8 protein-coding genes are annotated in these 13,452 nt (G+C 51.1%); 1 reads left to right on the top strand and 7 read right to left on the bottom strand.

Features of this window, described 5'->3' with window-relative positions:
• Nucleotides 1-10 precede the first annotated feature (10 nt).
• From LZD49_RS17180 to LZD49_RS17155, 6 genes are all read right to left on the bottom strand, one after another.
• A complete protein-coding gene (locus LZD49_RS17180; protein WP_234668799.1) occupies nt 11-622 on the bottom strand; it encodes a superoxide dismutase in 612 nt (203 codons plus the stop codon).
• Between the two features lie 64 nt (nt 623-686).
• Complete coding sequence (locus LZD49_RS17175; RefSeq protein ID WP_234668798.1) at nt 687-1,139, bottom strand: nucleoside deaminase; 453 nt, start codon at nt 1,137-1,139, stop codon at nt 687-689.
• 76 nt (nt 1,140-1,215) lie between these two features.
• Nucleotides 1,216-5,829 carry a T9SS type A sorting domain-containing protein gene (locus LZD49_RS17170; protein ID WP_234668797.1) on the bottom strand — a complete coding sequence of 1,538 codons (4,614 nt, stop codon included), beginning with the start codon at nt 5,827-5,829 and terminating at the stop codon, nt 1,216-1,218.
• Between the two features lie 76 nt (nt 5,830-5,905).
• A complete protein-coding gene (locus LZD49_RS17165; protein WP_234668796.1) occupies nt 5,906-8,965 on the bottom strand; it encodes a glycoside hydrolase family 3 N-terminal domain-containing protein in 3,060 nt (1,019 codons plus the stop codon).
• A gap of 184 nt (nt 8,966-9,149) precedes the next feature.
• Nucleotides 9,150-9,863 carry an ATP-binding cassette domain-containing protein gene (locus LZD49_RS17160; RefSeq protein ID WP_234668795.1) on the bottom strand — a complete coding sequence of 238 codons (714 nt, stop codon included), beginning with the start codon at nt 9,861-9,863 and terminating at the stop codon, nt 9,150-9,152.
• A gap of 79 nt (nt 9,864-9,942) precedes the next feature.
• Nucleotides 9,943-11,058 (bottom strand): acyltransferase family protein, encoded by a 1,116-nt coding sequence (locus tag LZD49_RS17155; RefSeq protein ID WP_234668794.1) that lies wholly within the window; start codon nt 11,056-11,058, stop codon nt 9,943-9,945.
• Between the two features lie 232 nt (nt 11,059-11,290).
• Here LZD49_RS17155 and LZD49_RS17150 point away from each other — a divergent pair, with 232 nt between their 5' ends.
• Nucleotides 11,291-11,698, top strand: a complete 408-nt coding sequence (locus LZD49_RS17150) for a hypothetical protein (protein ID WP_234668793.1) — start codon at nt 11,291-11,293, stop codon at nt 11,696-11,698.
• Nucleotides 11,699-11,773: 75 nt separating this feature from the next.
• Here LZD49_RS17150 and LZD49_RS17145 read toward each other — a convergent pair whose 3' ends face one another.
• Nucleotides 11,774-13,441 (bottom strand): NuoM family protein, encoded by a 1,668-nt coding sequence (locus LZD49_RS17145; protein WP_234668792.1) that lies wholly within the window; start codon nt 13,439-13,441, stop codon nt 11,774-11,776.
• Nucleotides 13,442-13,452: the final 11 nt, after the last annotated feature.

Raw genomic sequence — 13,452 nt, 5'->3', positions numbered from 1 at the left:
AAGCTTTCGCTTAATTATTTACCGCAGTGTACAGTGCGTCAGCAGCTTTCCAGTCTACAACGTTCCAGTAGGCGTCGATGTAGTCGGGACGCTTGTTTTGGTATTTCAGGTAATATGCGTGTTCCCATACGTCCAGGCCGATCACCGGAGTGCCTTTTACTTCGGCAATGTCCATCAATGGGTTGTCTTGGTTAGGGGTTGAAGTAATGGCGATTTCGCCGCCTTCTTTCACTACCAGCCATGCCCAGCCCGATCCGAAACGGCCGGTGGCTGCTTTTTTGAATTCGTCTTTGAATGCTGCGAATGAACCGAATTTCGTGGTGATCGCTTTGCCCAGTTCGCCGGTTGGTTCGCCGCCGCCGGTTGACGAGAGTGATTTCCAGAAGAAAGAGTGGTTCCAGTGACCGCCGCCGTTGTTGCGTACAGGTGCTGGGGCTTTGCTGATGCCAGCCAGTAATTGTTCTATGGTTTTGCCTTCCAGCTCAGTGCCTGCAACCGCAGCGTTCAAATTGGTAACATATGCCTGATGGTGACGGTCGTGATGTATCTCCATGGTCAATGCATCGAAGTGCGGCTCCAAAGCATTGTTTGCGTAAGGTAAGGGATCAAGTGTAAATGACATTTTCAGTGTAGTTTAATGATTGAAAAATTTGTCTTAACTGTTAGGCTAACAGCAGAAAGCCGCTTTATGTTCTTAATTCCCTGAAAAATTTGAGTAGTAACTGTTGGGATTCTACGGCCATAATGCCAGTAACCAGCTTTGTTTTCGGGTGTAAAAGTGGCTGCTCAATGCGTGAAAATCCGCGTTTTTCGTCGAGAGCACCAACGACCACTCTTTTGATCTGGGTCCAGTAAAGCGCACCCGCACACATCACGCACGGTTCGAGCGTCACGTAGAGTGTACAATCGGTTAGGTACTTGGAGCCGAGGTGGTCGGCAGCGGCGGTGATGGCGATCATTTCGGCATGAGCGGTTACGTCGTTGAGCAGTTCGGTCTGGTTGTAGCCGCGACCGATGATCCTGTCCTTCGCCACAACGAGCGCGCCGACGGGAATTTCTCCCTCCTCATAAGCTTTATGGGCCAGCCCGAGGGCCTCTTCCATAAAGTAGTGATCCATAATGTCCGCTTGTATATCCATATTAATCGGCTGGTAAAGAAAACGGGACATTTATTGCATTGCAACAAATGTCCCGTGTGAAGGTTAAGAACGAATATCAGGGTTTCATAACACGCTGAACGGTATTCAAATTGCCATTCTGGATCCTGATCAGGTATAATCCCGATGGATAGTTTCCAAAGTCGATGTCGGTTGTTTTTTGCCTGATCGCCTGTACCGATCGCGCGCGGCCATTGAGGTCAACGACTTCGATCGTGGCTTGTTTTGGCGAAATCGTGCCTGTTACTTCTACTGTGCATTTACCATTGATGACGGTAGGATAAACCTTGGCCCAATTCGCGGGTGCAGGAGGTTCTACACCGAGGATCGGGTCAACCTGTACTCTTGCTGTGCCTACGCCATTGCCTGTTCCGCAGCCATTGGTAACCTTGGTAATGGCGTATGTCGTGGTTGTTTTGGGGGATAATCTGAAAAGGTACGGACTCGCATTTGCAGTGATCAGCGTATCCTTGGTTCCAATGTTAAGGCTGAACGTCCATGGAGATTTTCCGGTGATTTCAGCTTTAAGTTCGGCGCTTTCTCCCACGAGGATGGTTTGCGTTCCGCTCAGCGTGGCAACCGGTAAGGGGCTTGCGTTGATTGTAATCGAGCTTACGCTACCTTTTACGGTGAAGTCCGGGTTGGCGCCTGAATTGATGACCCTCACATAAAACGTGCCTCCCTTGGTCGTGTCAGGGAATGTCGCCGTTACCAAATTGGAGCTTGCGGTCGACGGGATCGTATAGAATTTGGCATCCGTGTTCACGGTGGATACCTGCAATTTGAAAGTATTTTCGGCTGGGAAGTCGCCTGATTGCTGGAACGGCACACTAAATGGCTTGCTGGCACAAATTTCCGCAATCGAAGGGTTTCCGGTATTAATCGTCGGCACTTTTACGGTAACTACTGCACTACCGTTCGGGACACCTTTGCCACAGGCATTGGAAACTTCCGTTAGCAGGTAGCTCGTGGTTGTGCTAGGTTTGACGGTCACCTGGTGGTTCGCCTGGTCTGTCGTATCAGTCAGGCCATTGGACAACACGTAAATCCAGGGTCCGTCACCGGTGAATTTGATATTGATTGTAGCCGATTGGCCCAGATCGATCGTCGAGTTACCGGAGATCGTAGCCGATGGAAGTGACTTGATGTGGATCTTGATTTCTTCCTTTGGGCTTTCACAGGTGTTTGTACCTGTTTGGGTCACGTAGAAAGAGTAGTCCTGCACTTTCTCGGTAAAGGGCACGAAAGGAACGCCCTGCCATTCTGTTCCGTCTGCCGTGCGGTACCATTTCAATACCGTGCCGGTTGCGTCTAATACCGGAGCGACTTCATTCTGGCAGTACTCCAGGTACGTTTTGGTAATAGGCTTCGGTGTCGTGTTGATTTTTACATCGATTTTCGCGCGATCGCCGATGCAGCCAGCCAGTGTTTGGGCCACATAATAGGAAGTCGTGCCGCCTTCGGCGGTGGATGGCGTCGGCGCATTCGGATTAGAAGTGCCGCCTGTTGCATCGGTTCCAAACCAATTCAACGTGGCATTGGTAACAGCAGTTGCTTCCAATGGTTTTGCCGCTACAAACTGGCAGTATTCGATCAATGCTTGCGAAATGCCTGGGAGGGCTGGGAGGGGTTTCACTAGGACCTTTTGCGCAGCGCGGGTTGTGCTTTCGCAGCCTTTGTTTGTAAGCTGGGTCACATAAAAAGTGGTTTCCTTAGCGTCTTTCAGGTTAATGGAAGGCGTTGCTGTACTCGGAGTTCCTCCGGTTGCGCCGGTGTACCATCTCAAAGTATTGCCATTCGATGCCTGAGTGGGGAATGTGTAATTTTTATCTGTACGTTCCTGGCAGAAAGCTTCTGACAATGCGAGTACAGCGGCTGGCGTCGCATTGATAACCACGTCCAATTTCGCACGTGGGCTTTCGCAGGTCAGAGCGCCATAGGTGTTCGATTGTGTTACATAGTAGGAAGTGGTCCCTACTGCTGCTGCGCTTGGCGTTGGAGCGGTAGAAGAGCCTGTACCGCCTGTTAATCCTGTATACCATTTATACAGCGCACCTGATGGTGTTAAAGGGGTTGGGTTTTGCCCAACACAGTAGTCGAGAGGGGTAACTGCCGGAGCGGCGGGCGTATCCTTAATCACCACGTCGATTTTTGCTCTTGGACCTTCACACAAACCGCTTGCAGTCTGGCTTACGTAGTAGCTTGTCGTTCCAGTGGTAGTTGTAACCGGCACAGGTGCTCCATCTAATGCTGTTCCTCCGGTTGGACCAGAGTACCACTTGAGAGCGGTACCTGTTGCCGTTAATGCTGTGGCAGAAGAATTTTGGCAAAGATTGAGGAGTGTGGTAACAGTTGGTGCGGTTGAAAGGTTTTTGATTGTTACCTTAATCTCCGCTCTGTCACTTTCGCAGCCGCCAGCGTTCGTTTGTGTCACATAGTAACTCTTGGTACCGAGTGCATTGGTGGTTGGAGTTGGTGCGGTACCTGATCCTGTTCCGCCGGAAGCAGTGGCATACCATTTCAGATTTGTTCCGGAAGCGGTGAGCGGAGCCGCGGTAGCATTTAAGCAATAGTCGAGGTTTGCAACACCCGGAGCGTCGGTTTTGTTAATAGTAACCCTGATTTCAGCGCGTGCACTTTCGCAAGCACCTACGGTTTGAGACACGTAATAGCTGGTAACGCCTTCCACCGCACTTGATGGCTTAGGCGCTGCTGGTGAACTCGCACCGCCGGAAGCCGAAGAATACCATTTCAGGTTGGTTCCTGTGGCAGTAAGTGTTGTTGTGGGGGCACCAAGACAATAGGAGACATTGCTTACGCCCGGCGCAGCAGGTGGTGTACAGGCATTCACAGTTACAACAATTTCCGCACGTGCGCTCTCACAGCCTCCCACCGTTTGAGATACAAAATAGCTTTTCGTTCCCGGCGCAGCGGTTGATGGTGTCGGAGCTGTGCCCGAACCAGTTCCGCCTGTTGCATCAGCATACCATTTCAAACCGGTTCCGGTGGCAGTAAGCGGCGTTGCAGCGTCACCCACTGTGTAAGACTTATTAGCAACAGTTGGCGCAGCTGGTGGAGTACAAGCAGAAACAGTCACGACGATCTCGGCACGTGCGCTCTCACAACCTCCCACCGTTTGAGATACAAAATAGCTTTTCGTTCCCGGCGCAGCGGTTGATGGTGTCGGAGCTGTGCCCGAACCAGTTCCGCCTGTTGCGTCTGCATACCATTTCAAACCAGCGCCCGTGGCGGTTAATGGCGTTGCGGCGTCACCCACGGTGTAAGACTTATTAGCAACAGTTGGCGCGGCTGGTGGAGTACATGCAGAAACAGTCACGACGATCTCCGCGCGAGCGCTCTCACAGCCTCCAACGGTTTGAGATACAAAATAGCTCTTTGCTCCCGGCGTAGCCGTTGATGGTGTCGGAGCTGTGCCCGAACCAGTTCCACCTGTTGCATCTGCATACCATTTCAATCCAGTGCCCGTGGCGGTTAATGGCGTTGAGGCGTCACCCACCGTGTAAGACTTATTAGCAACAGTTGGCGCGGCTGGTGGTGTACATGCAGAAACAGTCACGACGATCTCCGCGCGTGTGCTCTCACAACCTCCAACGGTTTGAGATACAAAATAGCTCGTTGTTCCGGCACTAGTGGTTAAAGGTGTAGGGGCGGTCGGCGAGGCGGCTCCTCCCGTTGCGCCAGCGTACCAATTCAGCGTTCCACCTGCTGCTGCTGTCGCAGTTAAAGGAGTCGCGGCATCGCCGACAGTATAAGATTTGTTCGCAACGGTTGGTGCGGCGGGAGGCGTACATGCATTTACAGTGACTATGATTTCTGCCCTTGCGCCTTCACAACCGTTTACCGTTTGAGATACAAAATAGCTCTTGGTTCCGGCTGCCGCTGTCGATGGAGTAGGTGCGGTAGCTGATCCGGTTCCTCCGGTGGCAGCGTCGTACCATAGCAAGCCCGCTCCGGTTGCAGTAAGTGCCGTGGCCGCATCGCCTACTGTATATGTTTTATTAGCAACAGTCGGTGCAGCAGGCGGCGTACAAGCCGCCACTACGACATCAACTTTCGCGCGCTCGCTTTCGCAACCTGCGGGATTTTGAGAAACATAATAACTCTTGGTTCCGGCCGCGGCAGTCGAAGGTGTCGGGGCGGTGGCCGAGCCGGTTCCGCCGGTGGCATCATCATACCATAGCAAACCAGTGGCAGGAGTTGCTGAGAGCGCAACCGCAGCTGCTCCCTGGACATAATTTACAGGAGTAACCACAGTAGGAGCGGCTGGCACAGCATTGACCGTAATCGCGACGCTTTCAGAGCCGGTAATGCCAATTACTCCGGCCAATTTTGATACGACACGCACTTTATAACCAGCACCTGCTGCGGTTCCTGCGGGAATGGTCGCGGAAATCGGGGAAGTGGCGGAGGAGCCGATCTCATCCGGTGTTGCGCTGAATGCACCTGCTGCATCGGACAACTGGGTAACGAAAACGACTGCCGGAAGCACTGTTCCCGTAGTTGTAAAGGGAACGGAAACAGCGCTTCCCGCGCAAGCTGGTGATGGCGTTACGGCCCCGGTGGTGATGGTGGTTTGTCCGAATGAAGATGCCAGGCAGAACAGCGTGGCGAAAATGGCAAGTAAACTCTCTTTAATAAATGTTTTTTTCATGTATCTGTCTAAATATCTTTCCGCTAACCTTTTGCCGGTAAAGTTAGAGATATTTTTCAAATACGCTGAAGGTGATTTAAGGAAGCTGGCTTTTCCGTTGGATCAGGGAACTGTATACTACATCCTGGATTTTCCTGCGTGTTCGCTGCGTGGTAATGGCGGTATTTTCCGAGTCCGGATTGACGCGGTTGGACAGGAATACGAATACCAGATCTTCCTCAGGATCTACCCAAACCATGGTGCCAGTGAAACCGGTATGCCCAAATGAGTTGACGGATGCCTGCGGTGACACATAGGAGCTATTGCCATCGCCCGGAGCCTTGTCCCAACCTAAACCCCGGTGGTGCGACTCGTCGTACATGCGCGAGAAGAATGGAACGGTGGCTTGCTCAAAAAACCGTTTGCCGGCATAGTTACCTTTCCAGAGATTCATTTGCAGCAACACCGCCAGGTCGCGCGCAGTACCGAATAGTCCCGCATGTCCTGAAACGCCGCCAACAATGGCCGCCATTTGGTCGTGCACGGTGCCTTGCAAAAGTTGTCCCCGGAAACGGTAATCCTGCTCGGTTGGAGCGATCTGCTTCTCCGGGAAACGGCGCAAAGGATTGAAACCCAGGTAGGGCAATCCAAGCGGTTCATATATATTGGCCGCCACAAAGATGTCTAGCGGCTGGCCTGAAATCCTTTCCACGATTTTTTGCAGCGTCAGGAAGCCGAGGTCGCTGTACAAATAACCGTAGTTGCCCGCACGGTCGCGGCGGTTGTTCATGGGCGACTCGATGATCCAGTTCCAAACCGAATCGCGTAATGCGGCTTTGGCAAAAAGCTTTGGAGCGACTTGCAGATAGTAGGTAGTGTCTTGTTTGGAACTATAATATTCGGGGAGCAATCCTCCCGCGCTGGTTTTGGTTCTGTCCCAAAGTGATGGATAGAACGATTGCAGGCCCGAGCGGTGCAGCAGCAGGTCGCGCACAGTGAAGTTCTGCTTATTTGTACCGACTAGTTCGGGCAGATATTTCGACGCTTTTTCATCCAGGCTAATCTGCTTCCGGTCGTAAAGCAGCATTACGGCCTGTAATGTGGCCGAAACTTTGGTCAGCGAAGCCAGATCATAGATCGTTTCGGGCGTTACCCGGTCATTAGTACGATAGCTCAACCCACCGAATTGCTTTTCGTAAATGATCTTGCCTTGTCGGGCCACGAGTACTTCGCAGCCGGGGAAAACATGGTCATTAACCGCTGCCGAGGCAATTTCATCGATTTTTTTTAATGAAATACCATCCATTCCCACGCTCTCCGGCGTACCAAATGCAATGCGGTTAATGGAGGTGGTGTTGACGCCCGTCCCCGATTTGTAAGCCAATACCGAAACCGGTAAGCGTCCTTTCGAGCCCAGCGCGCCAAAAATGATTTGCGGAACGATCTCCTGCTGGTCCTTTCCGTCCTGATTGGCACAGATCAATACATCAGTATCAGGAAAAAACGGAATGCTGTAAGGTGAGCCGAACAGGCAAAGAATTACCTTTTTGTTTTGCTGTTTGAGTTGTTTCACAAAATCGACCATTCCGGGAGTAATGCCGTAATTCCGGCCCGGCTTGGAGCTGATCCCGTGAATATCCACGATAACCGTGCTGTAAGCTTGGAGATAACCCAGCATCTCGGTAATCTGCTCCTGCGACGACGGCCCATCGTAAAACGAATAGCTCCGCATCGGTTTGTAGGTCGAAAGCATTTTCTGGAATGCCACGCTGCTGCCTTCGCCAATGCTGACTGAGGCAAGGTTATTGTCGAGCACCGACCCGATCGGGATCAGGTCATTGTCATTTTTGACAACAGTGACCGAAGCTTCGGATAGCTCGCGGTAAAGTTCCTTGCTCTTTTCGCTGTTGAGGTCGTTATAAAGATTGTTAAGGTCAATGGGTCTGTACTGGCTCAGTCCGGCCCAGTATTTGGCTTGCAAAATACGCTTAACCTTATCATCGATGATCTTTTCGCTGATCAGCTTCGAATCAATGGCATCCTTAATGCGGGTGACGGTTTCGGCAATGCTTTCGGGATAAAGCAGTACATCGTTGCCTGCTACCAGCGCTTTTAGGTTCACATCGGCGGCCTTGCCGTTTTTGAGCACGCCGCGCATGTTCATCGCATCGGTGAATACCAATCCGCGGAAACCCAGGTCTTTGCGCAGAAGGCCATTCACGACTTTATCGGAAAGCGAGCTGGCCTGATTGGGGGTATTATCCAATGCGGGAATGTACAAATGGGCATTCAGGACACCCATCAGGCTGTCGGCGATCATTGCGCGGTAAGGATACAGATCAGTATCGTTGAGCTGTTCCAGTGAATGCGTCAGCACGGGCAGCGTGAGATGCGAATCCGCGTCGGTGTCGCCGTGGCCGGGGAAATGCTTGGCGGTGGCTATAATGCGGTTATGCTGCAAGCCTTTCATGTAGGCGATCGACTTCCGGGCCACGTTCTCGCGGTCTTCGCCAAACGAACGTATACCGATCACCGGATTGGCCGGATTACTGTTGACATCCGATACCGGTGCGAAGTTGATCTGAATACCCAGCCGTTTGCATTGGCGTGCAATGTCATCGCCCATCCGGTAAATCAGCTGATCGTCCTGGATCGCACCGAGCACCATTTGTTTCGGAAAAGAAATCGTGCTGTCGAGGCGCATACCAAGTCCCCATTCGCCATCAATACCAATAAAAAGAGGGATGTTGGAATGTGATTGATAACGATTCGTGAGCTGCGCCTGACCAACCGGGCCTCCCTGGAAGAATATGAGACCACCGATCTGATAATCGTTGATCAGCTTGTCTATGTATTTATAATGCGATTCGTCACGATTTGAAAAAGTGGCCACCATGAACAACTGACCTATCTTCTGTTCGATCGTCATGGATGTCAGGGTGCTGTCTACCCATGCGTTTTCCGGAAGAACGAGCACCGGCTCGCGGCGCTTTTTGGGAGCTTTATATTTGGATTCGGCAACCACCGGAGGCGGTGTTTTGACAGTCACCGCCTTCACGGCGATCATTTTCCATGCAACGGATGCCATGGAAGTCAGCACCACCAGCGCCACCACAATCACTACAACACGAAACCGGCCGAACAACCAATTCTTCATATCTGGAAACACTGACTTTAACGAGGGACTGTTAGGTTCAAAATCTTAAGCACGCAGTATCGGAATTTATCAAAAGTTGCAATCATAACAATTTTTTCGTGTTATAAATCCTGCAAAATACTGTTTTAATACAATTCTAATATTTGCCTTGCCGAATATGGTCTCGATAATTACTGTCGGAACACTAAGCCTGCTGCGTGAGCTTCTTAAAAATGTCTTCCAGCGAATCGCCCGTTTGGCGTAGTTCCTGCAATGGGCTGTCGCTCACTACTTTGCCTTTATTGATGATAATTACCCTGTCGCACAATGCTTCCACTTCCTGCATAATGTGCGTGGAGAAAAGTACTGTTTTATCTTTTCCTGCCGTGCGGATCACCTCGCGGATCTCCTGGATCTGGTTCGGATCGAGGCCGGTGGTGGGTTCGTCGAGAATCAGTACTTCGGGATTGTGCAAAAACGACTGCGCCAACCCGACACGCTGGCGGTAACCTTTGGACAGCTGTCCGATCTTTTTCTTCCGCTCCGGTTCGAGCCCGCACATGCCGATCACTTCATCGACACGGGCCTGCAATGCAGCACCACTCATTCCGTACAATTTGCCGGAGAAAAGCAGAAATTCCGTCACGTACATGTCCAGATAAAGCGGATTATGCTCAGGCAGGTAGCCAATAGCCCTGCGTGCGGGCATCGGCTGCGCGAGCACATCGAAATCCGAAACCCTGGCCACTCCTTCCGTTGGTTTGAGATACCCAGTCAGGATTTTCATGGTGGTGGATTTCCCCGCGCCATTCGGACCGAGAAAGCCTACGATCTCCCCTTTTTTAAGGGTAAATGAAATCCCGTCAACCGCACGCTGCGTTCCGTAAACCTTCGTCAAGTTGGTGACTTCGATAGACATTATTAATGTTGAATGACTGAATGATTGAATGTGTGAATGTTGGGTTGTTCCTTAGTGTTTTTCGATTTTCCCGACTTTTTTAGACTTTTAGGAACAGCTTGTTTCTGTAAAGTAAATACATAAATGCCCATTGTACGGCTATAAATGCGATTACTTCGAGGACTGCTTCCGCGGAATGCGGGAAATAGCTTAGTATTCCCCCGAACAATGCGCGGGCTGTGTAACCGAAATCGATGAACCGGCCAACCATGTAAATGACGATCGAATTCATGCCTATTACGACAAAAAACAACGTCCATTTGCGGTAGTTGAGCACATCTACGATCCAGTAGAACAATGCGAGCAGTAACGTGCTGAAACCACCGGCGCAGAGTACGAACGAACTGGTCCAGAGGTTTTTGTTTATCGGAAAGAAATAATCCCAAACCAGGCAAACCAACAAGCTAACGATGCCGCCGAAGACGAGGTAAGTTACCTTGCTTTTCTGAGACATCACTTCTCCGCTGGTACGAAGCAATTCGCCGGCGAATATGCCCATCAGGCCGGTTGCAATGGCCGGAATGGTCGAAACGAGTCCTTCGGGGTCGTGGATGGTAAGGTGCAGTCGGCCGGGGATGATCATTTTATCAAAATAGCTGGCGGGGTTGCAGTCGATCGTGAGCAAACCGGCGCCACATCCCGGCACAGGGTAGAACATCATGAAGAGGTAGTAGCCGATCAGCAAACCTCCGAACCAAATCCACCGGGCGCGGAAGCCAAAATAGAGATAAATGATCTGTGCGAACATCCCTGCAAGCCCGATCCGTGCGAGCACGCTCGGGTAGCGCATCTGCGACCATTCGGTTTCGAAAAGGCCGTTGTTATAGATGATTCCCAGAAACACCAGGATCATGCCGCGCTGAATGACCTTGCGGATCAGTTGCGATGGCGGAACACCTTTTTCGAGGCGGCTACCGAGCGAGAATGGTGTCGACACCCCGGCCATGAACAGGAATGTAGGGAAAATGAGATCGTAGGCGCGGAAACCGTTCCAATCGGGATGGGTAAACTGGTGGGCCAGGACTATCGCCCACGACCAGCCGGTCACTTTGGCGAGCACATGGAAAATCTCTTCGCCTCCCGAAATCCAGAACATATCAAAGCCACGCAATGTATCCAGGGACAACAACCTTTGTGAAGGAGCACTATCTTTCATCTGATAAAACAGGGTGTAGGAGAATAAAATTTGGGAAATAGAATGCAGTTTGAAATAAAACCACTAGCAACTACTGTAAAGATTGCAAAAAATACTATTCGCGCTTTCGTGCAAAACTACATTTATTTGAATAAACATATAAGTCTTGCGGATAATGAAAAAAGCAGGACATTATATACTGTCGGTACGAAACGCCGTTATAAGCATCGAATTTTTAACCCACGATCACCCCATGAAAAAAGTCCTGATGCTATTCCTTGCCCTCGGCCTGTTGCTGGGCGGCTGCGCCACTTCCAACCAATCAGCCAGCGATGACCGCAACGACGATTTCCGCCATGAAGAACCGGTCACCAACAGCAAGCTGAACAACCGGCGGCTCGAAAAGAACATGGACAAGTACGCCGACGAGCTCCATCTCAGCAAGCGTCAGCAAAAACAACTCAAAAAGATCGACCGGCGCTACGGGCGTATGGAAAGAAAAATGAAACGCCGTGACGACAGCAAACGTCGTGACCGCAAGCGTCTGGCAGAAGAAAAACGTTTGGAAATGATTGCCGTGTTAACGCCCGATCAGCAGCAGACGCTGGAAGCACTGTCGAAAAAGGGGAGGTTTAGTTTGGATCAGTTATTTGGTCAATAAGAATCAGTCACTCTCAAACCCTTAAATATTAGGAATGCTGGTCATATATGGACCCCACATGACTATTCCTAACGACTATTTCAACCCCTCCAACCAGGCTTCCACTGTTGGCCCGGACAAATCAAACAGCAGACCGGGCAGTATGCCGATCAGAACGGTAAGAATGACCAGCGGGATCAGCATGAGCTTTTCGCGGCGGGTGAGGTCGGTCAAAACTTGCGTGGTGCCGTTTTTGTACCAGAATGAACTGAAAAACATCCGCTGATAGGCCCAGAGGAAGTAACCTGCGGCAAGTACGATGCCGAGCGTCGATAATGCCGGGATCCATACGGGCAGGGCGTCGGACTGAAATGCGCCCATGAGCGTAAACAATTCACCTATGAAGCCGGAGAAGCCCGGAAGACCGAGCGACGCGAAATAGGCGATCCCGGTGATGACCGTATATTGCGGCATCACGCCGATGAGGCCGCGGTAATGGTCGATGCGACGGTCGTGGGTGCGGTCGTAAATGACGCCGGTAAGCAAAAAGAGCATAGCCGAAAGAATACCGTGACTTACCATCTGGTAAATGGCACCATTGAAACCTTCGGGTGTAAATGCGGCAATACCAAGGAGCACAAAACCCATGTGAGAAACCGACGAGTAGGCGATCATCTTTTTAAGATCGCTTTGCCCCAATGCATTGAAACCGCCGTAAACGATCGAAATCATCCCCAGAATGGCCAGTGGAATAGCGCTATACAAAGCTTCGGCAGGAAAAAAGCCATCAACGATCCGGATGAAACCGTAACCACCGATTTTAAGCAAAATACCTGCGAGCACCACCGAAATAGGTGTCGGCGCTTCCACGTGCGCGTCGGGTAGCCATGTGTGTACAGGTACGACGGGCAGTTTCACCGCGAAGCCGATAAACAAAAACCAGAATGCCAACAGGCGCACCGGAATGTCGGCAATGAAAAACTCGGAAGTCGCGCTCAGAATGGAGCCGGGAATGTAGTTGCCCGGATCGGCGAGGTACGAAAAACGGAAAGTATGGATCAGTTGCTCGGGTGCGATCTTGCCGTCAAAAAGCCATTGCTGGATCTGCGGGATCATATCGGGGTGGATGGCATCTTCGGGGCCGATAATGCCTACGGCGCGTGCTGTTTCGATTGGGTCGATCACCGAAAGATAGAGTCCGATCATCACGATCAGGATCAGCAAGGAGCCGAGAAATGTGTAAATAAAGAATTTCAGTGCCGCATACTCACGCCGGGGACCGCCCCACAGGCCGATGAGGAAATACATCGGCAGCAGCATAAATTCGAAGAACAGATAGAACAGGAAGAAATCCTGCGCGAGGAAACAGCCCATTACGCTACCGCAAAGCAGCAGGTACAATGCAAAATAGGCCCTTGATTTGTGATTGATATTCCAGGAGCTGATTACACCCACCAAAAGAACCACTACGGCCAGCAGCACGAGCGGAAAACTGATTCCATCGACAGCCAGTGCATAATCAATGGAAACAACGCCGAGTGAGCCGATAGGTAATGTAATCCAGTCCCTTACTTCGGATAGTTGCTGGCCAGCTTCGGCCACATTGAAGGAGAAATAGGAGCCTGCCGTAACAACTACTTCCAGTAACAATGCTACCAGCGCAATGAGGCGGAAATTATCCGGGCGGTCGACCGGCCAAAACGCGACGGCCGCGGCGCCGAGTAAGGGTATGGCAATTAAGAAGGTGAGTATATGATCAATCATCAAGCATTAAA

It is taken from the genome of Dyadobacter sp. CY261 (genome assembly GCF_021440085.1).
Classification (GTDB): Bacteria; Bacteroidota; Bacteroidia; order Cytophagales; family Spirosomataceae; genus Dyadobacter.
The sequence above is the reverse complement of the archived record's forward strand: the minus strand, read 5'-3'. Positions and strand labels throughout refer to the sequence as shown.

Excerpts from the sequence above, each read along its gene's own strand:
- LZD49_RS17165 (WP_234668796.1), bottom strand. The coding sequence starts at position 8,965 with ATGAAGAATTGGTTGTTCGGCCGGTTTCGTGTTGTAGTGATTGTGGTG.
- LZD49_RS17150 (WP_234668793.1), top strand. The coding sequence starts at position 11,291 with ATGAAAAAAGTCCTGATGCTATTCCTTGCCCTCGGCCTGTTGCTGGGC.
- LZD49_RS17155 (WP_234668794.1), bottom strand. The coding sequence starts at position 11,058 with ATGAAAGATAGTGCTCCTTCACAAAGGTTGTTGTCCCTGGATACATTG.
- LZD49_RS17175 (WP_234668798.1), bottom strand. The coding sequence starts at position 1,139 with ATGGATATACAAGCGGACATTATGGATCACTACTTTATGGAAGAGGCC.
- LZD49_RS17180 (WP_234668799.1), bottom strand. The coding sequence starts at position 622 with ATGTCATTTACACTTGATCCCTTACCTTACGCAAACAATGCTTTGGAG.
- LZD49_RS17145 (WP_234668792.1), bottom strand. The coding sequence starts at position 13,441 with ATGATTGATCATATACTCACCTTCTTAATTGCCATACCCTTACTCGGC.
- LZD49_RS17160 (WP_234668795.1), bottom strand. The coding sequence starts at position 9,863 with ATGTCTATCGAAGTCACCAACTTGACGAAGGTTTACGGAACGCAGCGT.
- LZD49_RS17170 (WP_234668797.1), bottom strand. The coding sequence starts at position 5,829 with ATGAAAAAAACATTTATTAAAGAGAGTTTACTTGCCATTTTCGCCACG.